Annotated in this window: 25 protein-coding genes; 3 read left to right on the forward strand and 22 right to left on the reverse strand. The window is 48.0% G+C overall.

What is annotated here, in order from left to right; all coding sequences use genetic code 11:
* Window positions 1-120: 120 nt before the first annotated feature.
* A complete protein-coding gene (locus AMJAP_RS09880; RefSeq protein ID WP_019622185.1) occupies window positions 121-711 on the forward strand; it encodes a TIGR04211 family SH3 domain-containing protein in 591 nt (196 codons plus the stop codon).
* Window positions 712-838: 127 nt separating this feature from the next.
* Here the strand turns inward: AMJAP_RS09880 and AMJAP_RS09885 are convergent, their stop codons facing one another.
* A complete protein-coding gene (locus AMJAP_RS09885) occupies window positions 839-1,315 on the reverse strand; it encodes a Crp/Fnr family transcriptional regulator (RefSeq protein WP_051088423.1) in 477 nt (158 codons plus the stop codon).
* A 152-nt stretch (window positions 1,316-1,467) separates the two neighbouring features.
* Here AMJAP_RS09885 and AMJAP_RS09890 point away from each other — a divergent pair, with 152 nt between their 5' ends.
* Window positions 1,468-1,716, forward strand: coding sequence for a GrxA family glutaredoxin (locus AMJAP_RS09890; RefSeq protein ID WP_019622183.1), 249 nt, complete (start codon window positions 1,468-1,470; stop codon window positions 1,714-1,716).
* 31 nt (window positions 1,717-1,747) lie between these two features.
* On the opposite strand, the gene recD is transcribed toward AMJAP_RS09890, so the two are convergent.
* From recD to AMJAP_RS09925, 7 genes are all read right to left on the reverse strand, one after another.
* Window positions 1,748-3,667, reverse strand: coding sequence for an exodeoxyribonuclease V subunit alpha (recD, locus tag AMJAP_RS09895; RefSeq protein WP_019622182.1), 1,920 nt, complete (start codon window positions 3,665-3,667; stop codon window positions 1,748-1,750).
* Window positions 3,667-7,206, reverse strand: coding sequence for an exodeoxyribonuclease V subunit beta (recB, locus tag AMJAP_RS09900; protein WP_019622181.1), 3,540 nt, complete (start codon window positions 7,204-7,206; stop codon window positions 3,667-3,669). The genes recD and recB overlap by 1 nt, the downstream gene beginning before the upstream one ends.
* Entirely contained in the window at window positions 7,199-10,480 is a 3,282-nt protein-coding gene (recC, locus tag AMJAP_RS09905) for an exodeoxyribonuclease V subunit gamma (RefSeq protein ID WP_019622180.1), read from the reverse strand. The genes recB and recC overlap by 8 nt, the downstream gene beginning before the upstream one ends.
* 82 nt (window positions 10,481-10,562) lie before the next feature.
* Window positions 10,563-10,826, reverse strand: coding sequence for a hypothetical protein (locus AMJAP_RS09910; protein ID WP_019622179.1), 264 nt, complete (start codon window positions 10,824-10,826; stop codon window positions 10,563-10,565).
* A 374-nt stretch (window positions 10,827-11,200) separates the two neighbouring features.
* Entirely contained in the window at window positions 11,201-12,379 is a 1,179-nt protein-coding gene (locus tag AMJAP_RS09915; RefSeq protein ID WP_019622178.1) for an MFS transporter, read from the reverse strand.
* A 48-nt stretch (window positions 12,380-12,427) separates the two neighbouring features.
* Entirely contained in the window at window positions 12,428-13,033 is a 606-nt protein-coding gene (locus AMJAP_RS09920) for a hypothetical protein (protein WP_019622177.1), read from the reverse strand.
* A gap of 233 nt (window positions 13,034-13,266) precedes the next feature.
* A complete protein-coding gene (locus AMJAP_RS09925; RefSeq protein ID WP_019622176.1) occupies window positions 13,267-13,722 on the reverse strand; it encodes a hypothetical protein in 456 nt (151 codons plus the stop codon).
* Window positions 13,723-14,001: 279 nt separating this feature from the next.
* Here AMJAP_RS09925 and AMJAP_RS09930 point away from each other — a divergent pair, with 279 nt between their 5' ends.
* The gene (locus tag AMJAP_RS09930; RefSeq protein ID WP_019622175.1) at window positions 14,002-14,433 is read left to right on the forward strand and encodes a MaoC family dehydratase; all 432 of its coding nucleotides are present in this window, start codon (window positions 14,002-14,004) and stop codon (window positions 14,431-14,433) included.
* A gap of 72 nt (window positions 14,434-14,505) precedes the next feature.
* Here the strand turns inward: AMJAP_RS09930 and nadA are convergent, their stop codons facing one another.
* The 14 genes from nadA to aspS all read right to left on the reverse strand — a co-directional run bounded on the left by nadA (window position 14,506) and on the right by aspS (window position 26,788).
* Window positions 14,506-15,555 carry a quinolinate synthase NadA gene (gene nadA / locus AMJAP_RS09935; RefSeq protein ID WP_019622174.1) on the reverse strand — a complete coding sequence of 350 codons (1,050 nt, stop codon included), beginning with the start codon at window positions 15,553-15,555 and terminating at the stop codon, window positions 14,506-14,508.
* A gap of 171 nt (window positions 15,556-15,726) precedes the next feature.
* Window positions 15,727-16,416 (reverse strand): 7-cyano-7-deazaguanine synthase QueC, encoded by a 690-nt coding sequence (gene queC, locus AMJAP_RS09940; RefSeq protein ID WP_019622173.1) that lies wholly within the window; start codon window positions 16,414-16,416, stop codon window positions 15,727-15,729.
* A gap of 28 nt (window positions 16,417-16,444) precedes the next feature.
* A complete protein-coding gene (gene ybgF, locus AMJAP_RS09945) occupies window positions 16,445-17,230 on the reverse strand; it encodes a tol-pal system protein YbgF (RefSeq protein ID WP_019622172.1) in 786 nt (261 codons plus the stop codon).
* 23 nt (window positions 17,231-17,253) lie between these two features.
* Window positions 17,254-17,757 (reverse strand): peptidoglycan-associated lipoprotein Pal, encoded by a 504-nt coding sequence (pal, locus tag AMJAP_RS09950; RefSeq protein ID WP_019622171.1) that lies wholly within the window; start codon window positions 17,755-17,757, stop codon window positions 17,254-17,256.
* A gap of 198 nt (window positions 17,758-17,955) precedes the next feature.
* Window positions 17,956-19,239, reverse strand: coding sequence for a Tol-Pal system beta propeller repeat protein TolB (tolB, locus tag AMJAP_RS09955; protein ID WP_019622170.1), 1,284 nt, complete (start codon window positions 19,237-19,239; stop codon window positions 17,956-17,958).
* 6 nt (window positions 19,240-19,245) lie between these two features.
* Window positions 19,246-20,160 (reverse strand): cell envelope integrity protein TolA, encoded by a 915-nt coding sequence (gene tolA, locus AMJAP_RS09960; protein WP_019622169.1) that lies wholly within the window; start codon window positions 20,158-20,160, stop codon window positions 19,246-19,248.
* A 6-nt stretch (window positions 20,161-20,166) separates the two neighbouring features.
* Window positions 20,167-20,583, reverse strand: a complete 417-nt coding sequence (gene tolR / locus AMJAP_RS09965; RefSeq protein WP_019622168.1) for a protein TolR — start codon at window positions 20,581-20,583, stop codon at window positions 20,167-20,169.
* Window positions 20,584-20,602: 19 nt separating this feature from the next.
* Window positions 20,603-21,283 carry a protein TolQ gene (tolQ, locus tag AMJAP_RS09970; RefSeq protein WP_026340159.1) on the reverse strand — a complete coding sequence of 227 codons (681 nt, stop codon included), beginning with the start codon at window positions 21,281-21,283 and terminating at the stop codon, window positions 20,603-20,605.
* Between the two features lie 251 nt (window positions 21,284-21,534).
* Window positions 21,535-21,963, reverse strand: a complete 429-nt coding sequence (locus AMJAP_RS09975; RefSeq protein ID WP_019622166.1) for a TraR/DksA family transcriptional regulator — start codon at window positions 21,961-21,963, stop codon at window positions 21,535-21,537.
* A gap of 88 nt (window positions 21,964-22,051) precedes the next feature.
* Window positions 22,052-23,065: a Holliday junction branch migration DNA helicase RuvB gene (gene ruvB / locus AMJAP_RS09980; RefSeq protein ID WP_019622165.1), complete on the reverse strand. Its 1,014-nt coding sequence runs from the start codon at window positions 23,063-23,065 to the stop codon at window positions 22,052-22,054.
* Window positions 23,066-23,095: 30 nt separating this feature from the next.
* Window positions 23,096-23,722 carry a Holliday junction branch migration protein RuvA gene (ruvA, locus tag AMJAP_RS09985; RefSeq protein ID WP_019622164.1) on the reverse strand — a complete coding sequence of 209 codons (627 nt, stop codon included), beginning with the start codon at window positions 23,720-23,722 and terminating at the stop codon, window positions 23,096-23,098.
* A 5-nt stretch (window positions 23,723-23,727) separates the two neighbouring features.
* Window positions 23,728-24,402 (reverse strand): trimeric intracellular cation channel family protein, encoded by a 675-nt coding sequence (locus tag AMJAP_RS09990; RefSeq protein ID WP_019622163.1) that lies wholly within the window; start codon window positions 24,400-24,402, stop codon window positions 23,728-23,730.
* The gene (gene ruvC, locus AMJAP_RS09995) at window positions 24,399-24,914 is read right to left on the reverse strand and encodes a crossover junction endodeoxyribonuclease RuvC (RefSeq protein ID WP_019622162.1); all 516 of its coding nucleotides are present in this window, start codon (window positions 24,912-24,914) and stop codon (window positions 24,399-24,401) included. Before ruvC ends, AMJAP_RS09990 begins: the two co-directional genes overlap by 4 nt.
* Window positions 24,915-25,024: 110 nt before the next feature.
* Window positions 25,025-26,788: an aspartate--tRNA ligase gene (gene aspS / locus AMJAP_RS10000; RefSeq protein ID WP_019622161.1), complete on the reverse strand. Its 1,764-nt coding sequence runs from the start codon at window positions 26,786-26,788 to the stop codon at window positions 25,025-25,027.
* Between the last annotated feature and the right edge of the window lie 49 nt (window positions 26,789-26,837).

The following is a 26,837-nucleotide window of genomic DNA, read 5'->3' on the forward strand; positions in this document are numbered from 1 at the left end:
CTTTTGCTAATCCACTGAACTAATCTATCGCTTACAGGTCTATCCTGACCAGCTTTGCCTGAAAACTACATTTCGGTTTTAGGGGGGGGAAAGCTGAACGCATATTTAAACAGGAACAACATGAATTCGTTAAATCGACTCCCAAGTAAACAACTCATTACTTATCTCTTCGCTATGTTACTGGCTACTTCAGCTGAAGCGGCAAACTACATCAGCGATGATGTATTCACCTTTTATCACGGTGGCCCCAGCACCGAGTACCGCATTACAGGGCGTATTCGCAGTGGCACCCCTGTAACCGTACTTAGCCGCGATGAAAAAACTGATTTTCTCAGAATTAAGACTCCCAGCGGTAAAGTTGGCTGGATCAGCGCTGACAAGGTCTCTACCGGCACCAGTCTGGCTAACCGCTTTCCTAAGCTAGAAGAACAGTTAAAGCAGAATGAAGGCAGTCTAAACAGCCAGGCCGAAGAAGTCAGTGTGCTCAAACAGCAAAATCAAACACTGGCACGACAAAATCAGGGGAATGCGGAAAAAGTTTCCGCCCTTGAGGAACAGATCGTTAGCCTGAACAGAACCATTAACGGTATGGACGAGAGCAATCTGATGCGCTGGTTCACTTACGGCGGCTTAGTTGCCTTTGGCGGGCTTATTTTAGGTTTGATGATACCGTACCTGCCAAAACGCAGAAAACGTCATGACACCTGGTAAGTGCCTGATTGCTGCTTAGCAAACCAAACAAATAAAAAAGGGTAGCCAGTGGCTACCCTTTTTTAATCAGTAAAGACTGATTAATTTCTACAGTTGAATCAGCACTGCCAAAACCTGTTTTGATCTATTACTCCGCATGAATCCGTTCATCCAGACAGACAACTAACTGATCATCAGTATCTCTCAGGCGCCGGCTTAGGTCTCTGGCCATATTCATAAACATCAGCAAATATTGCTCAGGATCAGCCTGGTACATGGTAAACAGCTGATCCGCTTTAATCTCTACGGCACGACAAGGTTCCAGCGCTTTCACCACACCACTACGAGGATAAACACCTAGTAACGCCATTGCGCCAAAACATTCACCCGGTAAAAAAGAGCGAATCTGATGGCTCTGCCCTGACTCACCCAGTTTAAAGAGAGCAGCACTGCCCGTCTCAACAATGAAAGAAGAATCCCCCCGCTCCCCCTCAAGGAAGAACGGTTCGCCAGCTTCACGCTCAACGTAGTGACTACCCTCAAGTATCTGCTTGACAACATCGTCACGTAATCCACCAAAAACCGGCATATCTTTTAGCCGGTGGATCGGAATATTCTCTGGCACAACGCTACCCGTTCGTTTCTATATCAATATCATTTTAAACCAAGAATGCCACAACGATAACCTTTGCCTATCTAAAACATTAAAAAAGGCAATTGGTCTTGTGTTTCTTTACCTGTTTCAATACATTCAAACAGATTTAAGGAGAGCAATATATGCAACGAATTACTATATTTGGTCGTAAAGGCTGTGGATTTTGTACCCGAGCTAAACAGCTGTGTGAAATGAAGAATATCGAACACCGCTACATCGACATCCATGAAGAAGGCATCACCAAGGAAGACTTGGAGAAAACCGTCGGTAAACCAGTAGATACCGTTCCTCAGATTTTCCACGGTCAGGAACATATTGGTGGATTCACCGAGCTGGCCGCATTTGTTGATGCTGAAGAAGCCAAAGCCTGATTAATAAGGCTTTGAATCACCCTCTGTTAACTTAGATTTCAGTTGCAGATGCCCCGGTCGCCTGCCACAAACGCCAGCTTAATCCGCTGGCGCGCTCTGTGCGTCGGTGACTACCTTTGATAAATGCCTGCGGCGTTGCCTGCAACGCGAATTTTGATTTCGCCCGGGTAATACCGGTATAGATCAGCTCACGGGTTAGCAGTGGCGTATCCTCTGCTGGCAATATCATCACTACCTGATCAAACTCTGATCCCTGACTCTTGTGCACTGTCATAGCGTACACAGTCTCATGCTCAGGCAGGCGGCCGGGCAACACCCCTTTCATCTCCCCATCTGATAATTCGAACCAGACCCGCAAGCGCCCATCTTCATCCGCAACCGTAATACCGATATCCCCGTTAAATAAGCCTAACTGGTAGTCATTACGGATAATCATAACCGGCCGGCCTATATACCAGTCGCCTGTCAGACTGATCAGTCGCTGTCGTTGCAAATGCTCTTCAACGGCCTGATTCAGCCCGTCAACACCGTAGATCCCCTGCCTGACCACCGCCAATAGCTGGATCTGATTAAAGGCTTTCAATAAAAGCCGGGGCTCAGAGCGCTGCTGTAGCTGCTTTAAATAGACAGCGTAACCAGCGCACACTTCTGACACCATCTCTTCATAGCCTTCGTCTGACAACGCCATAAAGCGAATATCTTCCCAGGGCTGATCAAACAATTGCATTGCCTGCAGACCATCTCCCCTGTTCACCGCTCTGGCCAGATAGCCTATACCGCTGCTTTCATCAAAACGGTAGCTTCGTCGCAGCAACGCCAAAGCATCTGAAATAGAGCTACTCCCCGGCGCAGATACCGGCGCTGGCAGTTCACACACTTCCTGTAAATACTCCAGTTGTGCAGGCCTGTAGCACAACCCTGTTGACACTTCTGAGTCTGAAGCCTGAACTGACACTCCTGCCTGATTATCCCAGGAACAGATATCACCCAATACACTGCCCGCCTCAACGGAGGCCAGCTGATCCCGATCGCCAATCATGATCAATTGCGCGTGCGGAGGTAGTGCCGACAACAAACGATAAATCATTGGCAAGTCGATCATTGACGCTTCATCGACCACCAGCAGATCCAAATGCAATGGATTCTCGGCATTATGCCGAAAGTTTTTACTATCAGGACGCGGTCCCAGCAACCGATGCAGCGTCACCGCCTGGTTAGGGATCATGGCACAAATAGCATCGCTAACCGGAAGCCCTTCCCGGGCACCAGCCAGGGATTCACTCAACCGGGCTGCAGCCTTTCCAGTCGGGGCCGCTAACTTAATCAGAGGCGCACGCTGCATCTGCTGACTGAATGATTCGGCATAGAGCGCCAGCAAACGCGCAACAGTGGTGGTCTTACCAGTTCCCGGACCGCCGCTAATGACACTAAAGCGACGACTAATCGCTATCGCAACAGCGATCTGTTGCCAATCTATTTCACCGGCTAACCGATCAATAAATAGTCGTCTTAATCCCGCTTTGATACTATCCCGATTCAGCGGAATCGGGGCCGCTAATTGTTGAATTCTGGCCGCAACGTCGGTTTCGTAAAGCCAGTATCGATAGAGATAGAGCCGCCCACTGCTCAGCACCAATGGTGCTTCCTGTGCGCCATCCGTGATAACAGAAAAGCCGATTAAAGTATTCTCGCATAGCCCCTGCAACAGTTGTTCTGCTGGCTTACGCAAGACTGAGGGCCAGTTTTCCATCAACACCCCCCAACCATTGAGCGGCAGACAGACTTCCCCTCGCCCCAACTGCAGGCTCACCAGCGCAGCCAATAGCGGTAAAGCATCGTTCACTTCAGCCTGCCCGCTAATCGACAACTCCTCGTCCCTGATAAAACGGGCAAATTGCGTATCCAGCGGACGAATCAATTGCTGTTGACGTAACTGTTGCAGCAGCTGCATTATCGCCCCTCCCGGAATAACTGATCTAATTGCTCAACCATCTCTATCGCTGGCCGACAATGGAAAACACCACTCCCGGCAGATTCAGCTTTCATCCCTCGCAAGAAGAGATAAAACACTCCACCGAAATGCAACTCGTAATCGTAACCGGGTAAGCGGGTTTGCAACAGGCGATGCAGCGCCAGGGTATATAGTTGGTATTGAAGATCGTAACGATGATCTAACATCGCTGCTTCAAGGGCCTCTACTCGGTAATCTTCCGGCTGATGACCTAAGTGATTCGATTTATAATCGAGAATGTAATAGCGCCCCTGATACTCAAAAATCAGATCGATAAATCCCTTCAACATGCCCTTCAAATCATCGAACACAAGATCACTTGCCGACTTAGACAGCGGGTCGTTAATCTTTATAATTTGGTTTAACTTATTAGCATTAAGCCCTTGAGAAGGAAACATAAATTCCATTTCAACCAATCTCTTAGCATTTGAAATATCCGCCAGGCACGGACTCTTTTCTGTTGCCGGACAGGCTGACAACAGCGGGGTGTAAAGCACGTCTTCAAGTAACTGTTCGAGTACCGGAATCCAGTATTCTTCGTAACCGGCAACCTGACATTTCTGCTCTAACAGCGGAGTAAGGTTGTTCCGGTGATCAGTGAAGTCGATCTCTTCAAACAACTCATGCAGGAAGGTACCTGCCTGGGCTCCTTTATAAAAATTGAAAATATTGTGTACCGTTTCATCCTGCTCAACAACCGGCAGATCCTGCTCATCAATCACTTCCAGATCAAGCCCGGGAAGTGGTGGCGCAGCGCTGTGATGACTAACAAGCGCCGAATAACTGGAGATACGCCAGTCTCGTCGTAAGCGCCGTTTAAACTGCCGCGCTTGGTATTCGGGAAGCCTGGGCTCTGGCAGGTCAAACAATCCTCGCTGCTGCTCGCCCTGTGGCGGTTCAGACAGCGCCACTAAGCCAGTCTCTGATAAAAGACTTAAACGACTCAATAATTCTGCATTGCTATCCGCACCATTCAATAACAGGTGACCCAGTGCGGTCCGGTGCAAGCCACTCTTTTTAGACCGGCCATCGGCAATATTTGCCAGACCAATGTAACAACCGTATACCGAACGGGTGAGCGCAACATAGAGTAAACGCAGATCTTCAGCCAGACGCTCCCGCTCAGCCAGCGCAAGACTATCGCTATCTTTGCTGTCGAGGTGATAACAAAGCTGATCCTGCTGATTGTGGAACAGAGGCTCACGAGCCTTAATGAAAGTACAGGCAAAAGGCAGGAAGACCAGTGGATACTCGAGCCCCTTACTCTTGTGTACCGTGATAACCGTGACCAGACCGGAATCACTCTCAAGACGTAAACGCTGTTCATCGCTCTCACCATTAGGGTTCAGTAATTGATCACTGTACCAACGCAGGAGTGCGGCAATACCCTCTTGTTCCATACTGGCACGTTGCAGAATTTCCCCCAGATGTAAAAGATCTGTCAGGCGCCGTTCCCCCTGAACCTGCCGCTGTAACGACTCTGCCAGATGACGGCGTCGAATCAGCCGCCTCAGCATAGGCAGTACGCCCAGATCTAACCATGCATCCCGATATTCGCCAAACTCCGCCACCAGCTGTTCCCAGAGCTGCTCATCGATACTTAAACGATCTAACCAGGCTGCCGGATAATTCATCAATCCGGTCGCTAACGCTGCTCGAAGACGACTTTCATTCTGTGGCTCTGCCACTGCCAACAAAAGTAGTTTCAGATCATAGGCTTCCCGGGTACTGAAAACACTGTCCCGACCACTGAGATAAACGCTGTGTACACCGCGGTCGGACAATGCCCCCATGACAGCAGCAGCTTCCTGTCGATTTCGCACCAGCACGGCGATATCTTTCGCCAGTAGCCGCTGATCTCCGATCAGTGCTTCACCTTCAGAAGCGGCTGCCAGTTTAGTATCAATATCACAGGCACAAGCATCTGCCATCTGCTGAAGATAATCCTGCTTACTCAGTACCGGCGTATCGCAAAACCAAAATTGTAGAGAGGCCGACTGTCGGCCATACAGGGAAAATGGGGTCTTATCTGCTTTACCTCCCTCCGTTACCGGCAGGAAAGGAATATCATCGTTGTATATAAACGGAGTATCGCAGCCGCCAAAGAGCGTATTAACCCCCGCTATCATCGCTTTCGATGAGCGCCAGTTGGTGCCTAGCGTATAGTGTTCGGCGACTTCCCTGCGTGCTTTAATATAAGTAAAAATATCCGCACCCCGAAAACCATAGATCGCCTGCTTAGGATCGCCGATCATAAAGAGTCCACGCTCCGGGCTATCTGGATAGAGAGTACTGAAAATCCGATATTGCAGCAGATCCGTATCCTGAAACTCATCAATCATCGCAACCGGAAACTGCGTATTAATCGCCTTAACTAACGCTTCGCTACTACCACCTTGCAACGCAGCGTCTAATTGACTGAGAAGATCATCAAATGATAATAAACGGTAATCCTGCTTAAGCTTGTTGAACCGCTGTTCTACTTTTTGCAGAGTATAAGTCAGCAATAATTCTCGCAGGGGTAATCGATGCTCGAAATAGCTTTCACAAAGCTCAAATAACGGGTGTTCGGGCACTTTTTTACCCGCCGATGTTTTTTCCTCTAACAATGACTGACAAAACTTACCAATCTCAGTTTCCGGTACATTATTAGTATCCCCACGTGCATACTGATCAATGGCTGCCAGCCATTTGGGAACCGAGGTTTTCCGATAGCTGTTTTTATTGACTCCAGACGCCTGAATCACATCCGCCAGGTCAATCTGCTGTTCCTGTACGTAACTCAGCCATTGCTCTCGGAAGCCTGTCAGCCAGTTCTGACTCTCCTGCCATAACTGCTGCAGATTATCGGTTTCTAATGCTGGGACAAGCAGTAAGCCAGGGCGGCCCAGCAATGGCCTGAGGGCAGCCAACAACGAATCTGGTCCGGGCCAGATCGCCTGAATCGCTTCACTCAGCTGACTCTCCGCTGGATAGATGAGTCCCCGCCAACAATCAAGCAAGGCCTGCCGCAACAGAGGCCCGGCATCAGTAACCAACTCCGTCTCAAACAGACTGCCGCTTTCAAACGCATGCTGGCGCAACATCCGCTGACAAAAACCGTGGATGGTAAAGATCGCAGCTTCATCCATCTGCCGCCCCGCCAGTTCAAGCAATTGCGCAGAGCGTGACAGATCACTCTGTTGTTCGCAGAGCTGCCGCAGGAAAGGGTCTTTAGTCTCAGCACCTCTGAAGACCTGACAGGCTTCCTGTATCCTGTTTCTAATACGGTCGCGAAGCTCTTCTGTCGCTGCCTCGGTAAAGGTCACAACCAAAATCTGATCAACACGCAAGGCAGAGTCAGCCTCAGCAGTGCCTAATAACAAACGCAGATACAGCGCGGTAATCGTATAGGTCTTGCCGGTACCAGCGCTGGCCTCAATCAGACGACGGCCTGACAGCGGAAAACTGAGGGGGTCAAGAAGCTGCACCTTACTCATCACCAGCCTCTCCTTTACCATCACTCTGTAGCAATAACTCAGCTACAGGTTGGTAGAGCAACTCAGAGAGCGCATTAAACCGGGGGCCCAATGCACTAAACTCTGGATACACACGACTAATATACAGATCGCGGGACTCGCCCATAGACGTAAACGCATCGATATTAAAACACTTCACTGCCTCAGCCATCCCCCTCTCTTCGCCTTTCTCAATGGTCTTCGACTCCAGAACCCAGGCGGTATCTGCGGGTAATGGCAACGGCTCACAGTAACCCTGCCGATATGCATTCAGCCATTCCTGTAGGTAATCCATTGCCCGCCCCTGATCCAGCGCTTCAAACCAGTGTCGACCATTCAGACCAAAGAAGCAGGATTGAAGGCTTTGCCCGCTGGCACACAAAACCAGATGCTCCAACCAGAGATGAATGATATCCCGACCCTTCGCATTAGCCGCCCGATAACGCACTAACCCAGACGAGTGAAGCCCGGTGAGCCAACCGCTCAATTTTATGCCCGCTATCACTAACTGGCACTCAGCTCTATCTGTCTGATCAAGATGGGGGCGGATCTTTTCCGCCATATCCTGACAGTCAAAGCGCAGCTTCCGTGTCTGCAACTGTGCAGCAATACCTACAGGTAAGAGTCCCGAGGCTTCAATACGGTTAAAGCAGTGATCCAGATCCTCTTTGATTGCCGCATCCAGCAACTGCTGTTTCAGTTGGTAAGCGGTTAAACCATCTAACTGAAACGGTTCTTCATCTTGCTGTTCAATGGTCGCATCATTAAAGAACACTTTAAGCCTGCGTTGAAAGAAGTATTTAACTGGATTACGCGCAAATGCCAGTAATTCAGACAACTCCAATTCTTCCAGGGGCTCTGCGGCCAATGGCGTGGTAATAAAGCTTTGCTCAACTTTCTCCTCATCTTTCAACAGCGGCAGCCATTCACTGGCATAGCTGAACAGAGGCGAGTCCGACCTGAAATATTGCTCATTAAACGGCTGTAGCGGATGCTGAACCAATATTTTATTAAGAAAAACCTCTGTATCAGCATCAGATTCAAAACAGTAATTCTGCTGGCAATATTCCAGCAACTCACTGATCAATACTGACGGCACTTTAGGGCTGTTATCCTGAACGCTACGGCCAATATAACTGATATAAAGAGTTTGCCGGGCGGAGAGCAGTGCTTCCAGAAACAGGTAGCGATCATCATCACGTCGGGAACGATCTCCACGGCGGGGAAAATCTGCCATCAGGTCGAAGCCCATAGGCGGTATCGCGCGTGGATAGACACCATCGTTCATGCCTAACAAACACACAACCTGAAATGGAATGGAGCGCATCGGCATCAAAGTACAAAAATTCACTGCCCCCATCATAAAACGCTGACTGGACTTACTGTTACCCAGTTCAGAGGTCAGGTAATCACGTACTATCGCCCAACTGAGAGGCTCTTCGTAGCAACTATCACTGAGTTGCTGCTGAAGCTTTTCCAGTACCTGACGAATCTGCATCAGCAGGATTTCATCTTGCTCATCGGGTTGATAAGCTCGCTGAATAATTTCATTAATCACGTCAAACCAGTCAGCTACTGACTGATCCTGCTTTAAGGCGTCACTGCAGAATTCCAGCAATTCAACAAATTCAGCCAGCTGGCCCAGATCTTCTGCTTCAAGGCCCTCGATCTCGGCATAAGGATCGATGCCCTGCCAGAGTTCATCTGTCTGCCCTAAGGCGAAACCCGCCAACATACGGCGCAAACCAAAACGCCAACTGTTCTGCTCAAAAGCAGGTAAACCCTGATTTTCACGCTGGGCTGCATCTATCCCCCAGCGAATCTGGCAGGCTTCAATCCAATGACAGATACGTTCAAACCGCTGCGCATCGAGACTAAATTTTCGCAACACCGCAGGGACTTCAAGAATCTCCAGCACTTCAGATACCGTTACCCGGCTCTCCGGCATTCCCAGCAGACGCAGAAAGCTCTGCAACAGCGGACTTTCCTGCTGCAGAGTACGATCGGAGATTGAAAAAGGTATATATCGTTGAAAGGGCGCATTACCAAATACCGCTTCAATATAGGGCGCATAAGCAGCAACATCTGGCATCATGACAATGATATCTCTGGGAGACAGTTCAGATTGCTCATCCAACATCGACAACAGCTGGTCGAAAAGCACCTCGACTTCCCGTAACGGACTGTGCGCGCTGTGTAGTTGTAAAGACCTGTCATCCGCCAGCAATAACTGTTTCTGTTCATTGTCCAGCGCCGCGCGGGCCGATGGGTCTTCGAGTTGCAAAATATCCTGCTGCACCGAACTCAAAAGCGTGCGGCGGCCAAAGTCTTCAAACAACTCGACTTCAGGCGCACCCAGATCCTGTATTTGATATAGATAATCTCTTCCTAATTTCCCCATCGAAGCCAGTATCGGATTCCCCTGGCTGTAATAATTCTCAGCGGTCATACCGGGCTTAGCCAACCAGCGCTGATTCAACCGGGCAAGATATTTAGGATCAACAATATCGCCCCAAAAATAACGACAGGGATTTGTCACCAACAAAAAAACATCTATTTTCTGACCCAGCGCCTGCAACGCTTCTACAAAGTTTTGCGGTAACGCTGAGATACCGAACACGAATAATCGCGCAGGCAGCGCTGCGGAATCATAATCGCCCCGATTCAGCGCCTCCACATAACCACTGAACATATTACCCCGGTGCCAGTGAGACAGCCCCAGACCCAGAATATGCTGCTGCAAAAGCCGCCATAGAATGGGCTGCCATGGCTGTGCAGCAGTGATATCTGACAGATCATCACCGGTTTCCCAGGCCGCTATCCATTCAGGGCGGTAGACCAGATACTGGTCAAATATATCAGCTACTTTGCCACAGAGCTGATAGAGCTTAAACTGCCCCTGATCCTCTTCGAGATAGCGCTGTAAAGGAGCAAATTCAGGCTTACTTAATTGCTGAGGCAGTAACTCCATCAATCCCCAGGTCAGCGCTTCTTTATTAAACGCAGAACGGGCAGGAACATCTTTTAACACTGCGGTAAAACTGCTCCAGAGAAAACTGGCAGGTAGTGGAAAATCGATATTGGCGGCTATCTGTAACTTATCGGCAAGTTCCAGCTTAAGCCACTGGGCCATACCAGGGCTCTGCACCAGTATAGTTTCGGCTTGAAACGGGTCTTCAATAGGGTGACGACTAATCATCTCAACCAGCAGGTCTTTCTGCAGATCAAGCTTATTGGAATGATAGATCTGAAACATTCAGCCAGCCCTGTGTAATCCTTTGATTTTACTGACTGTAAGAATACCTGATGCGGCTAACAGGATGTACCGGTTTTATCGACTACGCGAAAAGATCGTCAGATTCAGCAGGCGCCCCGCTTTGCTCCGGCATTTGAGGCGCTGAGGCGCCCGATGCTGAATCAACGGACTCCGAAGAAGCTGACGGCTCTGAACCGTCCAGTTGCCACACCTCCTCCGCAGACTCGATCTTAACGACGCCATCAAAACGATTACACAGATAGCTAACCGCTTTATCAAACTCTTCAATATCGCACAGCATAACGCCACCACGATCAGTTTCAGTGGTAAACAGGTAACTCTTCATTAACGCATTCCATAATCAATTGATAAGCGGCATTGCACACTAGTTTACAGAATTACACAAGCTCTGCACGCATAGCTGGATCAGCTAAACGGAGCATCCTGACATTGTAAACTCAAGACCCATTAAAAATTTGATATAAGCTAATAACAATATATTTTCTTGACGAATTAAGGATCCCGGCCAATACTAAAAATCCCTGTTAAAGAAGAAGCGCTTGCCGACGGCAAACGCAATGTTTTACAAGGCTCATATTTAAGATTGACTTAAGGTTGACTTCTAAAACAGGTCTCCCCAGTAACGTAGTATTATATAAGTAGTATTCATCAACAATTAGTGAGCCACCGGCGAAAGTCGGTGGCCTTTTTTTGCTTCGTTTACAGAGCTTTTAGATGCTGATTTACCGACTTTCGGTAACACAGAACAACCACAACAGCCCAGATGACGACGGGAATCATTAGCGTATTGAGCACCTGCCACCCCAGACTCGACTCAAGCCAGCCGGAGCTAAACGCCGATACCGTGACCATACCAAATACCAGAAATTCATTGGCCGCCTGACTTTTTGCTTTTTCCTCTGTTCGATAAGCAGAAGTAACCAACTGCGTGGCACTAATAAACATAAAGTTCCAGCCAACACCCAACAAAGCTAACGCCGCCCAGAAATGCCACTGGCTGACACCATGCAGGTTGAGGAAGATGCAGGCCAGCATAAACAACGCCCCCAGAATCATCATTGGCAATAACCCAAATCGCCGAATCAAAACAGGCGTAATAAATGAAGGCAGAAACATGCCTAATACATGCCACTCAATAACCCAGGCGGCGGTACTGAAATCGAAACCGCAACGAGCCATGGCCACCGGCGTGACAGTCATGATCAGATTCATAACCGCATAACTGATCATCCCTACTGTCGCGGCTACTATAAACACCGGTTGCATAACGATATCCAGTATTGGCCGGCTATTTTTATGCTGATCAACACTTACTTTTTGCGGCGCTATTCGGATAAAAGAAAGTAAAACCAACGCAATGACATAGAGAACTGCCAAACCAACAAATGCACCCGTAAACACACTATCATCGAGCCAGTCCCGACTACTGATAGCCAGATTCGGCCCCAGCACAGCGGCGATTACACCACCGGCCATCACCATGGAGATCGCCCGGCTTTTTTGCTCGTCCGGACAAGCCTCTACTGCTGCAAAACGATACAAGGTACCAAATCCAATGCCGATACCCAGCAGAAAGGTACCCAGACAAAAGGTAAAAAATTGTGACTGCTGAAGAGCAAAAATACAACAAAGAGCCCCAACTATGCCAACGGAGTTGCCAAGGTAGAAGCCATTTTTTCTGCCAATGCGCGCCATCACCAAAGAAGCAGGGATAGTCGCACACATAAGTCCAACAAACTGCATCGCCACCGGCAGCGTAATCAATCCTGGCGAGGGAGATAGCTGCTGACCGATCAACGCATTGACCGAGATAAGCAGTACATTACCGGTTGTCAGCAGAGCCTGGCATAGCGATAACAAGATCACATTACGATTCATAAAATTCCGTATATTTATCGTCGTTAACAGATTAACACGCCGCTGAGGTCAGACGTCGCCCTGCAATACCGACTTATCTATATAGATCCCACCATCTGCATCTAACACACCGCATTGCGAGAGCAGGTGGCGAACACCATTATGCTTAAGGGCGGGTTCAATCGGGTCAAATACACGCCCCAGGAAAGGCAATGATTCAAGCCGGCTACGTTTCCAGCGACACTCATCAGATGTCACCCAACTCACTCCGCTTAAACTCAGGTTAAGATTATCGAGATAAGCTTTCGCATCGCCGTTCATCCACAGCGCTGAGGCATCCAGATGAAGGTAATCATCAGCATTGTATTCCAGGTATTGGTGCCAATAATCAAAATAGGTGCCACAACGGTTACCCAGTAAACTTTTAAAACGTTCTGCAGCATCTTGATAGCGCTGCAGAGCATCGGACTTCGAGCAGATTAACGTAGTGTATTCACAGGTTTGCTCGCCTTCATAACTGTACACTTTTTGTATCTGTAGATCGCTTTCACGAAACAGCAGCAGCCAACACAACGGCAACTGATAGCCAGAGCTGGCCAGCAGCTTATGATCTCCCGCACTATTAATACTGGAAGGTAATTCTTTATGGCTATGAAGACTCGTTCGTTGAAACATAAAAATCCCTGAAACATTAAGCCAGCATTGTTCTGCCCGCAAAATGTTAAGACTACAATCTCAGTATTGAATACTGACAATCTGAAAATAGAAACGATTAATAGATAGATGTTATTGAAGCGCAACCCTGAACCTGAATTACGCAGCTGCAGCACGAAACATTATATCGGCTTAGAAACTAAAAGCATCTCATTCTCAAACACTGCACACAAATAATAAACCGGCCAACTCTTTTAGTCGGGCAACGCTTCAATCTGTAACCGATCCTGTGAACTGATGCGAATAATCTGTCCCTGCACAGTTGTAAAACTACGCTCATTCAACTCAGACTTATACACTTTATAAAGTTGCGGTTTTTCTGTTCCAGGCGAGACCAGAGTAACCTGAAGCAATTGACGACCATCGATCCAGTGATAAATAACATAACCCGATGTCCCGGCCAGAGACATCAGTAGAAGAAAGATCGCAATAAGACGAAAAGGCCCATCTGAAGCCTGACTAACTTCAACAGGCTTTACGCGTGATTGAGTCATAACTCTTCTGCGCTTCAGATAGATATAGGCGGCCAGTATAACCAGCAACGTCAGGACTATTTTAGTTACCATACACTGTTCAACCCCACCCCTTTTAAAAGGCCATTGTCCATAGCCCCATTGAAACTGCAACAGCAGAACGGCAAAAGTTAGCATTAGTGGATAAATACCCCCTGATTCAGAAAGCTTGCTTAGACTTTTCCTGACTAATAAGACTTTAATAACCTGCTCTGGGGATTGCATTAGTGAAACTAAAAATTAATACTTCGCACTGCAACAAAAACCTGTTTTACTTACTGGCTATTAACAGAGTAAATCGTTACAGATCGTCACCTGTGTTATGTGAGCTCTTCGATCTCTACTTCTGTCATATTTGAGCCCCGCGTTTACAACCGTTAGGCTGATTGCAACACCCTGAAAAAAGAGGAATTAAAAATGGATGAACTGCACGGTTACTACCTGGAAGACTTAGAAGTAGGCATGAGCGCCTCATATGCCAAAACAATATCTGAATCCGATGTCTATATGTTTGCTGGCATCTCCGGGGACAACAACCCTATTCATATCAACAGCGAATATGCAGCCACCACGCCTTTCAAGAACCGCATTGTTCACGGTATGTTTTCAGCAGCTCTGATCTCTACAGTCGCAGGCACTCGTCTGCCAGGGCCAGGTGCCATCTATATTGAGCAGTCAATTAAATTCAAAGCTCCTGTCTACATTGGTGATACCGCCAAAGCGACCGGCACTATTGAAGAAATTGATGAGAAGCGTCGTCGGGTTAAGATGCGTACCGATGTACACGTTGGAGAAAAGCTGGTAGCTACCGGCTACGGTATCTACATGGTTGATAAGCGCGACGCATAACCAACCCTCTTCAAAAAACAAAAAAGCCTGCTGACTGCAGGCTTTTTTATTTGGCATAGTTATCAGTACTATTTAACCGTTGTTAGCAGAGAAATCCAGCATCCGCTGAAGCGGCCGGCGAGCATCATCGATCAACGACTCATCAACAAGAATCTCGTCTGCACCCTCTTCCAGTGCCTGAAGCACATTCTCAAGACCATTCATTGCCATCCAGGGGCAGTGAGCACAACTTCTGCAAGTTGCCCCAGAACCACCGGTAGGAGCCTCAATAAACTCTTTATCGGGCGCCGCCTGACGCATTTTATAAAATATGGCCCGGTCTGTAGCGACAATAAACTGCTTATTAGGCAGATCGCGTGCAGCGTTGATAATTTGCGTTGTTGAACCCACCATATCCGCCAATTCGACAACGGGATCAGGTGATTCCGGATGCACTAGCACAGCTGCATCGGGATACACTTTTTTAAGATCCAGCAGGCGTTGTGCTTTAAATTCATCATGCACGATACAAGCAGCATCCCACATAAGCATCTCGATGCCAGTCTGCTTCTGTACATAGGCACCCAAGTGTTTGTCCGGGGCCCAGATAATCTTTTTACCCTGATCAGCTAAGTGCTCAACAACTTTCAGCGCTATACCTGATGTCACTACCCAATCTGCTCTGGCTTTAACCGCAGCAGAGGTATTGGCATAAACCACTACTTCATGATCAGGATGCGCATCACAAAACGCAGTAAACTCTTCTGCCGGACAACCGATATCCAGTGAGCAGTTCGCTTCCAGCGTCGGCATAAGAACCCGCTTTTCAGGATTCAGTATTTTGGCCGTTTCACCCATAAATTTCACGCCAGCAACAATCAGCGTTTTAGCTGGATGAGTATTACCAAAGCGGGCCATCTCAAGAGAGTCAGAGACACAACCGCCCGTCTCATCAGCCAGTTCCTGAAGAACCTGGTCGGTATAATAGTGTGCGACCAGACAGGCATCTTTCTCTTTCAAAAGTTGCTTGATACGGTTCTTGTATTCATCCTGCTGCAATGTATTCAGCTCACCAGGAAGGTGTTCTCTAGCAAAATACTCCTGAACCAGAATACGATCTGACAACTCTTCTTTATTCAACATCAATAAATATTCTTAATTGGGTAATGAAACAGTAACGGGCTTGAAACGGATAGATTTTATACCATCACCGCGTCACTGGAAATGTTAAATCAATGCAAAGAGGATCAAGCAGCAGCAAAAAAGGAGCTATTAATCAGCTCCTCTCTCTTAAACAGATGAAATAGTCTTAATTTACACCCCTGGCATATAAGGCGTTGGGTCAGCTACGCCTGCATCTTCGAAGCCTTTTGCCCTCAGTCTGCAACTATCGCACACGCCACACGCCCTGCCCTCATCATCTGCCTGATAACAGGAAACTGTCAGGCCGTAATTCACTCCCAAACGAGTTCCTTCCCGAATAATCTCAGCCTTAGTCAGATCGATCAACGGCGTTTCAATACTCAGTCGCTCGCCTTCAACACCAGTCTTGGTCGCTAAGTTGGCCATATGCTCAAATGCCGCAATATATTCAGGGCGACAATCCGGGTAGCCCGAATAATCAACGGCGTTGACACCGATGACGATATATTGAGCATGCAGTACTTCAGCCCATGCCAACGCCAGGGACATAAATACAGTATTCCGGGCAGGCACATAAGTCACCGGAATCCCTTCTTCCTCATGATCAGGTACATCGATACTGCTATCTGTCAGCGCAGAGCCGCCAAAGTCTTCCAGATTCAGACGTACAATGCGATGTTCTTTTACCTTTAGATCCGCAGCAATTTTCTTCGCTGCTGTAAGCTCTGTCTGTGAACGCTGACCATAGTCAAAGCTCAGCACATAGCAATTAAAACCGCGTTCGGAAGCCATCGCCAGCGCAGTCGCTGAATCAAGACCGCCAGATAACAATACGACAGCATTGTCGGTGGGAGTACTCATGTGTAAAACCTTAAGGATTATTCAGTTGTTATCGTTTTAAATAGTCACGCGCCAGATTGGCTGCCGAACTCTCAGGATAACGGGTGATAGTGTCTTTAAACATTGCATCAGCTTTCGTCTGATCTCCCATTTGATGGTAGATCACGCCTAACTTATAGGAAGCATCGGCAGCTTTGCGATGTTGAGGAAACATTTGCTGAACCTGCTCAAAAGCCACTTTTGCTGGCTCAAGTTTCTGCTCGGCAAGGTTAACCTCACCCACCCAATAATATGCATTCGGGAGACGAACACTGTCTGGATAAAGTTCTATAAACTTATCAAATTCAGCTAAAGCCGCAGGAAAGTTTTTCTGTCTTACGAGTGAAAACGCCTGCTGGTAGGCCTGCGCATCAGTCGGAGTACTATCAGCGGCGGGTAAAGGCGCAGACGAACCTGCTGACGCACTACCAGTCACCGAACCACCCGATATGGGCTGAGATAAAGAGGATGCAGAGCCATTCGCTGGCTGATTTTGTCCAGCGGCTATCCGTCGATCAAGATCACGATACCGGTCCCGCTGCTGCTGTTCCATCTGTCTAATCTGATATTGTTGCTGTTCAACCATACCACGAAGCACCCGCACCTCATCCTGAAGCTGCTGCAATAGCATTATATCATTGCCACTGCCCTGAAGCGGACCGGAGGGGTTATTGATAGACGAGCGATTAGCTGAGCTATCCTCTATCTGCAATTCAATAACAGGGACGGGATCAGCTGCATAAGCACTGGCGCTTGAAAGCACCAGTACCGCTGCAAGACTAGATATTTTTCGCATAAACACTATTTACCAAAGGGCGCTTAGTATTTAAGTTCTACACGACGATTCTGAGCCCATGAACTATCGTTATGGCCCATTATCGCTGGTTTTTCTTCACCAAAGCTAACCAGTTCAATCTGGCTGCTGGAAACACCATTGACAGTCAGTACGCGGGCAACTGCCTGTGCACGACGTTCGCCCAGAGCGATATTGTACTCACGGGTTCCACGCTCATCAGCGTGACCTTCCAGAACAACACTTGCAGAAGGGTTAGCAACCAGATACTTCGCATGTCCACGCAGAGCCACAACCGCTTCTGACTTCACCTGAGACGTATCAAAGTCAAAGTAGAAGACTGTCGCCAGATTCTTAATGTCTTCCATAGAGGTACCAGACATAGAAGAACCTGAAGTCGCTTCAGTAGTAGTTGCCGCAGAGTCGCCGCCCATGCTACCTGTATCTGAAGTATTTGTAGTACTACAACCTGCAGCCCAAACGACTGTCAGGGCCAAAGCAGTGGCCTTGCCAATATTCATAGCACGCATCGAAAACTCCTAATATGTTTATCCAATTTAATACAAACAGAACCTTAATCCTGCTTAAAGTAAAGCTTGCTCGGCCTGATTGCAAGAGCCGTGCGACAATCGAAGTACATTTCTAACTATTTGATTTAACTTTGTACCTTTGAGCAGTCACCTTGTCCCTCAAGGCAGTCACTACTCAAAGATTTACCCATTTTTCCATTATTGGAATGGCGACCAGGCAGGTTCACGAACATCCCCCTTAGTAGAGGGCAAACGGAATTTAACCCGTCCATCAAGCGACACCGCTGACAACACGCCACGCACACCTTCCTGGGTTGCATACAGAATAATACTACCGTTGGGTGCAATCGTTGGAGACTCATCCATAAAGGTTTCAGTCAGCAGATCCAGCCGCCCACTTCGAAGATCCTGAACTGCGATATGAAATGAACCATTATTCTGATGCACCATAGCCAGAAAGCGACCGTCCTGAGTCAGCCGTCCCCGAGCATTATACTGGCCTTCAAAGGTCAAACGGGTAACGTCACGGGTAGGCAGATATATTGAATAGATCTGCGGTTGCCCGCCACGGTCTGAAGTAAAGATCAACGACTGACCATCCGGTGACCAGGAAGGTTCGGTATCGATACCAAAGTGATGGGTTACACGATTAAGGCGTCGCTGTTGAAGATCAAGAATATAAACTTCGGGGTTTCCATCCTTTGATAGCACTAACGCCAGTTTTTTCCCATCAGGTGACCAGGCCGGTGCGCCATTAAGCCCCCGGAATGACTGTACTTTCTCACGCTTACCCGTCGCTAAATATTGAATATAGACTGCTGGCCGGCCTGACTCAAACGATACATACGCCAATTTACTACCATCCTGCGACCAGGCAGGAGACATAATAGGCTCTTTCGATTCCAGAATCGTACGAGGATTGTGACCATCGGCATCGGCAAGCATCAGACGATAACGATAGGTTTTAGGCCGCGGTTGTTCAGCGGTTACATAAACAATTCGTGTAGAGAAAGCTCCCCGCACGCCAGTAAGCGCCTCAAACACCTTATCACTGATATAATGACCAACTGCTCTAAGGTTCGTTCTATTAGCCTTAACAACCTCCCCTAGAATACGTTCCTCTTTGAGGATGTCATACAATTCAAAAGCAACACTTAGCTGTCCGTCGGCCTCACTCACCCGGCCGATAACGATGAAGTCACTACCACTGATTCGCCAATCACGAAAATACAGGGAGCTTCTATCAGATGGAAAACTCAGCATATTGTCCCGCGGCATCAGCTTAAACATACCGCTGCGGTACAGATCATCACTGATCACCTGAGCTACATCCTCCGGCAGCGCCTGAACTCCACTCCACGCAAAAGGAACAACAGCAACCGGCGTTGGCTCATCCACACCCTGAGTAATTTCTATGGTGAGTTCGGCCCGTACCAGCAGGCTAAAGAAACATAAAAAGATAAACATAAAACTACGTTGCATCACTGATCACCTGCGTAGATCTGACGGAATAAATTCTAAATTAAACTTTCGGTAGTATCGGTCAAACAGAACCGGGTCCATTTCCTGTAACTTTGAAAAACGTCCAACACGCTTTACTGCACGAATTGCACTTTCATCGAAATGATTATTGCCGCTGCCTTTAACCACGTAAACATTATCAACTTCCCCGGTCGGCAAGAGATGCAGTGCTAACGAAACTTTCATGCCGTTACGGGCACTTGGAGGACGTCTCCAGTTTTGTTCTATCTCGTAAGCAATATAGTCACGATAACCTGCGACACTTTGCTGTTCCTGCTCCGCCTGCATTTCCCGCTCTTCTTGAGCCATTGCAGCATCCAACTCAGCCTCTCGCTGTGCTTTCGCCTGCTCTTCCCTCTCCCGGCGCTGCTGCTCTGCAAGCTTCTCTTCTACTTCTTTACGCGCCTGCTCATTTTCAAGCGCTTCTTGTTTCTTTGCGTCAGCTTTCTTCTTCGCATCTGCTTTCTTCTTCGCATCTGCTTTTTTCTTCGCATCTGCTTTTTTCTTCGCATCTGCTTTTTTCTTCGCATCTGCTTTTTTCTTAGCATCTGCTTTTTTCTTCGCATCCGCTTTTTTCTTCGCATCCGCTTTTTTCTTCGCATCTGCTTTTTTCTTCGCATCTGCCTTTTTCTTCGCATCTGCCTTTTTCTTAGCATCCGCTTTTTTCTTCGCGTCTGCCTTCTTACGCGCTTCCGCCTGCTTTGCCTGCTGCGAAGCTTTTATTTGCGTTTTAAGGTCGACCATTTGCGCTTTAACATGACGAGGAGTCAGCTGCCGATGATCCTCAGCATAGCCAAACCAACTATAAAATAGCGCACTCAGAATGACCGAATGAAGAATCAGCGCAAGGAAAGCCGGTAGGAGATAACTACGTAAATTCACAACACTCTACTCTGTAACCAACCCGACACTTTCTGCGCCGGCTTGTTGAAGCAGGGTCATCAGCTGTATCACATGATCGTAATCAACTCCTCTATCTCCTCGAACCAATAAAAGCTTCTTCGGGTTACTACTGAGAATCTTGCTAATCCGTTCCTCTACAACTTCACCAGAAACCGGTGCAAGCGGATCTCCTCCTACATCGATAAAATACTGCCCGTCCTTATCAACAGTCACAATAACCGGCTCACTGTCCTGGGTATCAACCGGATCTGAACTTGCTTTAGGCAACTCAACGTCAACGCCCTGGGTTAACATCGGCGCGGTAATCATAAAAATAACCAGCAACACCATCATCACATCAATGTAGGGTACAACATTGATATCGGCATTGAGCTTACGTTTCGTTTTAGCTCTGCGAATCATAATATCAGCCCGTTACAGATCAGCTGGATGTGTGCACACGACGGTGTAACACGCTGGAAAATTCATCTGCAAAGGTCTCGTAACTGTTCATCAGCGTTTCAGTTTTAGCAGAGAATCGATTATAAGCAATAACCGCAGGAATCGCGGCAAAAAGGCCGATAGCCGTGGCAATCAATGCTTCAGATATACCCGGCGCAACAGATGCCAGTGTTGCCTGATGAACATTAGCCAAACCGCGAAAAGAATTCATAATTCCCCAAACGGTACCAAACAAACCGATATAAGGGCTGGTTGAGCCCACCGTTGCCAAAAAGGGTAAGTGTTGTTCCAGCTTTTCCTCTTCACGTGCCAGTGCCACTCGCATACTTCGCTGAGCACCTTCCATAATTGCATCCCGGTCAGCACCGGATTGCTGACTCAGACGGCTAAACTCTTTTAAACCTGCACGAAAGATATTCTCAGCGCCGTTCTCACTATCAGGGTCTGCATTTACTTCCCTGAATAGTTGACTCAGATCGACACCAGACCAAAACCGGTCTTCAAATGATCGTAACTTACGCTGCGCCTGTCGTAATATAAAATGACGCTGAAAAATCATTACCCAGGAAATCACTGAAGCCAGTAGTAATATCACCATAACCAATTGAACAACTAAACTGGCATTAACCACTAAGCTCCAGATCGACATTTTATCCGGCACGTTTTAACCCCTTCTGTAGAAAGCTGACAAACAGGCTCTGATAGTAGCGAGATCAGCGTTCAAAATCTGTATTTTTTCTAACATAAAACTGTATTAATAGTGATTCTTTGCCATTAGGGCTTCAACATAGACAAAACCCAGGCAGGCACCCGTCGGTTGGATGGCTTACAACCATTTAAGTTCAATTCAAAACGGGAAAGGAAAATAAAAAAACCGCCAGACTGGCGGTTAATATAACATTGAGGGCCTGATCAAAAAGAGGCAGCTTTTCCACCAGCGCGGTATAACTCATAGCGGGACTGACATCCGACACACAACACAGCCACAGGGTTCGCCATCAAACGGTTCAGTTCAATTTCCTCGCCGCAGTTCTCACAACCCCCGTAACGACCATCTTCAATTCTATGAAGCGCACTTTTACACTCAAGAATCTCTTCTTCAAGCTGCTTAATGTGAGACGATACGGTCTGCTGCCCCGCCATAACATTGACCGCTTCAGCACGATCCAGAACTTCACTGGATGCAACCAGGCTTAATTCAGCCGTCTTATCACACTTCTCATTTTTCAGGTCCGCTTGTAACTGCTCTTCCAGAAACTGTACTTCGCGCTTCAGGGTACTTAGTTGCGAATCACTCAGGCAACAAGGGTTCATGGTTTTCACCTCTAACGCTTTAAACATTATTGTTTTATGCTTACAACTTAAAAGTTAAACCCTGAAACCAGTTTGTGCTTTGATATAAATCAGTTCTGGAAGGCAGATCCCCTTTCTATTGATCCCGGTCAGGCAATTCAAGGCCGAAATGACGATACGCATTATCAGTCACAACGCGGCCACGAGGCGTCCGCATCATAAAGCCCTGTTGTATCAGGTAAGGTTCAAGCACGTCTTCAATGGTGTCCCTCTCCTCACTGATAGCCGCTGCCAGACTGTCGACTCCGACCGGCCCTCCGCCAAACTTCTCAATCATAGCCAACAATAACCGACGATCCATATGATCAAATCCATGCTCATCGACGTTGAGCATATTCAGCGCTAAGTCCGCCATTTCAAGGGTGATCTTGCCATCCCCTTTAACCTCGGCGTAATCTCTGGATCGCCGCAGTAAGCGATTAGCTATTCGCGGAGTTCCCCGTGAACGACGGGCAATTTCGATAGCCCCTTCATGATCAACACCGCTACCTGAAAGCCGCGCAGAACGCTCAACTATCGAGGTAAGGTCATCGATGTTATAAAATTCTAAACGCTGCACAATTCCAAATCTGTCCCGCAAAGGAGATGTTAACAAACCTGCTCGTGTCGTAGCCCCAACAAGCGTAAAGGGAGGCAATTCCAGCTTAATAGAGCGCGCCGCGGGCCCATCACCTATCATAATATCAAGCTGATAATCTTCCATCGCCGGATAAAGCACCTCTTCCACCGACGCACTTAATCGATGAATCTCATCAATAAAAAGAACATCACCGGGCTCGAGATTGGTTAACATCGCAGCCAGATCACCCGCTTTTTCCAATACCGGCCCCGATGTGGTTTTAATATCACACTCCATCTCATTGGCGATAATATTGGCAAGCGTCGTTTTACCCAACCCCGGAGGACCGAAAATCAGAGTATGATCCAGTGCCTCTTTTCGCTTTTTGGCCGCGCCGATAAAAATATCCATCTGCTCGCGCACCACCGGCTGACCCACGTAATCCTGCAACGTTTTGGGTCGGATAGCTCGATCCTGCACCTCTTCCTGGGGCGCACTTACCGGAGAAACAAAGCGATCAGCTTCGATCATAGTCACTACTCTACTCGTTAAACTCTGTTATTAACCCTGCACCATACTTTTCAGTGCCGCCCGAATCAATTCCTCACAGCTGGCCCCCGGCTTAACCTTCTCCGCCTGAGAGATCGCTTTAGTCGCCTGAACCGGCTTGTACCCTAATGCAACCAACGCACTTTCCGCTTCAGCCCTATGATCAGTTAATGATGCCTGAGGCCCTTCACCCAGATCACCCGTCAAAGTAAACTCATCGGCATCCGTGAAATGAAAGTCCTTAAGTTTATCTTTCATCTCTACTATCAGTCGCTCAGCCGTCTTTTTGCCAACACCCGGTAAACGCACCAATGCAACCGTATCCTGATGCTCCACCGACTGAACAAATTCATTCACACTGATACCCGACAAAATAGTGAGAGCCAGCTTAGGCCCGACACCATTCACTTTAATCAAAGTACGAAACAACGAACGCTCAGAGCGGTCATAAAAACCGTACAGCAACTGAGCATCCTCTCTTACCACCAAGTGAGTATATAAGGTGATCTGTTTGCCCACTTCAGGCAACTGATAAAAGGTATTCATTGAAGCATCAACTTCATACCCCACACCGTTCACATCCAAAACGAGTTGCGGCGGATGCTTCTCTAACAATTCACCTTTGAGTCGTCCTATCACGGTTACTATCTCTCCCGATTAACTTTATCTTTGGGCTCAAGCTTGTGCCCTTTCATAACAAATTCTGGCAACTCAAGCCCGGTATACATCGATGCCAGCCGTACAACCAGAGCAACCATAATAGAGACCAACATCAGCAACCCGCCATCAACCAGGCCACTAAAGGCTATGTATACGATGGCACCCAGCATTGCACAGGTTGCATAGAGCTCACCATTTCGTTGCAAAATCAACGGAATCTGCCCAGTTAAAATGTCGCGAATCATCCCTCCAGCGCAACCGGTAATCATCGCCATCATCACTGCGATAACCGGAGGCATTCCCAGCGCTATCGCTTTCTGCGCACCTAACACCGCAAACAAAGCCATCCCCAGAGCATCCAAAAGCAACATCAACCTGCGCGGGTAGGCGAGATAGCGACACAGGATAAAAGCGCTGACAGACGATATAATCGCTGTCCATAGATAGGCAGTATCCTCAACCCAGATAAGCGGATGATCATTCAGAGAGATATCACGGATGGTACCGCCTCCCAGTGCTGTGACTATCCCCAGCACCACAACCCCCAGGATATCGAGCTTTTTCCCCCGGGCAGCCAGCGCGCCCGTTATCGCAAAGACAGCTACTCCCGCCATATCAAACAGATAGATTAGTTGTTCAGTGGCAATGTACTCATTCAACGCAACCGCCCTCCGCGGCTGCTTTTAGCACCCGCCATCATAATGAGACTACTGCGGGTATGAGCATGGCAAAGAGCAATGGCCAACGCATCAGCCGCATCCTCTTGCGGCACCCCTGGCAACTTTAAAATGGAGGTCACCATGTGCTGTACCTGAGATTTCTCGGCAGACCCTTTGCCCACCACCGCCTGCTTAACTCTTCGGGCCGAATACTCCGCTACCTCTAACCCTTGATTGACTCCGGCAACAATTGCCACGCCACGAGCCTGCCCCAATTTAAGTGCGGAATCAGCGTTGCGGGCCATAAACACCTGTTCAATGGCCATCTCCTGAGGACAATACTGCTCAATAACCTCCGTCACCCCGGCATAAACCTGCTGCAACCTTTCAGGTAATGCATCACCCTTAATACGGATACAGCCACTGGCCACATATTCATTTTTAGACCCAACTGAATTGATAATACCGTAACCGGTTATTCGTGAACCCGGATCTATACCTAAAATCAACATAACCGCTTATCAACTCAAAACACTGTTTATTTATACAGAGTACAATACCCCAGATCCGGGCATAAAAAAAGCCGTGCAGAGCACGGCTTTAAAAATAACTCCGAAACTTATTAAGGCGTTTTGCGCAGCTTAATGTTCAATTCACGTAACTGGGCCGCACTCACTTCACCCGGCGCTTCCGTCAACGGACAGGAAGCACTCTGAGTTTTAGGGAAAGCTATTACTTCACGGATAGAATCAGAACCTGTCATTAGCATAATCAGACGATCAAGGCCGAATGCCAGACCACCGTGCGGTGGAGCACCGTATTTAAGCGCATCCAACAGGAAGCCAAATTTATCATCCGCTTCCTCAGCATCGATGCCCAGGATCTCCAACACTGTTGATTGCATCTGCTGATCATGAATTCGGATAGAACCACCACCCAACTCACAACCGTTCAAGACCATATCGTAAGCACGGGAAAGCGCGTTCAGCGGGCTTTCCTTAAGCGCTTCAGGACTACAGCTTGGCGCCGTGAATGGATGATGCAACGCGGTCAGACCACCTTTATCAGTCTCTTCAAACATTGGGAAATCAACAACCCATAGAGGAGCCCACTCAGCTTCTGACATCTCAAGGTCTTCACCTACCTTTATACGCAGAGCCCCCAGCGCTTCAGAGACAACCTTTTCTTTATCAGCACCAAAGAAAATTATATCGCCGTTTTCAGCACCCAAACGCGTCATGATAGCCATTGCTACCTCTTCGCCAAGGAACTTCACGATAGGAGACTGCAGACCTTCTGCACCTTTCTCAAGCTCATTCACTTTGATCCAGGCAAGACCCTTAGCACCATAGATACCAACAAACTTGGTGTATTCATCAATGATCTTACGCGTTAGCTTAGCGCCACCCGGTACTTTCAAAGCAGCCACACGACCTTTAGGGTCGTTTGCAGGGCCGGCAAATACCTTAAACTCAATCTCGGCCATCAGATCAGCAACATCCACCAACTCCATTGGGAAGCGCAGATCTGGCTTATCAGAACCAAAACGCAACATCGCCTCGGAATATGGCATGCGTGGGAATTCTCCCAGCTCTACACCTTTCAATTCAAGGAACAGCTTACGGATCATCTTTTCAGTGATGCCCATAATCTCTTCTTCATTCATGAAAGAAGTTTCAATATCGATCTGCGTGAATTCTGGCTGACGATCAGCACGTAGGTCTTCATCGCGGAAACACTTAGCAATCTGGTAGTAACGATCAAAACCCGCAACCATCAGCAGCTGCTTAAACAACTGTGGCGACTGTGGCAACGCAAAGAAATGACCTTCATGCACCCGGCTTGGTACCAGATAGTCACGCGCGCCTTCGGGGGTTGCACGGTTCAGAATCGGGGTTTCAATATCCAGGAAGCCATTATCATCCAGAAAGTTACGGATAGAGTTACTGACTTTAGAACGAAACCGTAGCTTTTCCTGCATTTCAGGACGACGAAGATCGATAAAGCGGTTACGCAGACGAACATCTTCGCCTACCTGCTGATGCTCATCCAACTGAAACGGAGGGGTTTCTGATTTGTTCAGAATAACCATCTCTTTACCCAGCACTTCGATCTCACCGGTCGGCATCTCGGAATTAACGGTGCCTTCAGGGCGGTTACGGACGGTACCTTTAATCTCAACCACAAACTCATTACGGCAGCTATCTGCCAGTGCAAAGCTCTCTTCACGATCAGGATCAAACACCACCTGAGTCAGACCTTCACGATCACGAAGATCAAGGAAAATTACCCCTCCATGATCCCGACGACGGTGGATCCAGCCGGTCAGTGTAATATCTTCGCCGATATGTTCTTTTCTAAGATCGCCGCAATAATGACTGCGCATAGTTAAATGTTCCTGTTACTTAGCACGCTGAATCAACTTACATTCAGAC

The organism is Amphritea japonica ATCC BAA-1530 (genome assembly GCF_016592435.1).
Lineage (GTDB): Bacteria > Pseudomonadota > Gammaproteobacteria > Pseudomonadales > Balneatricaceae > Amphritea > Amphritea japonica.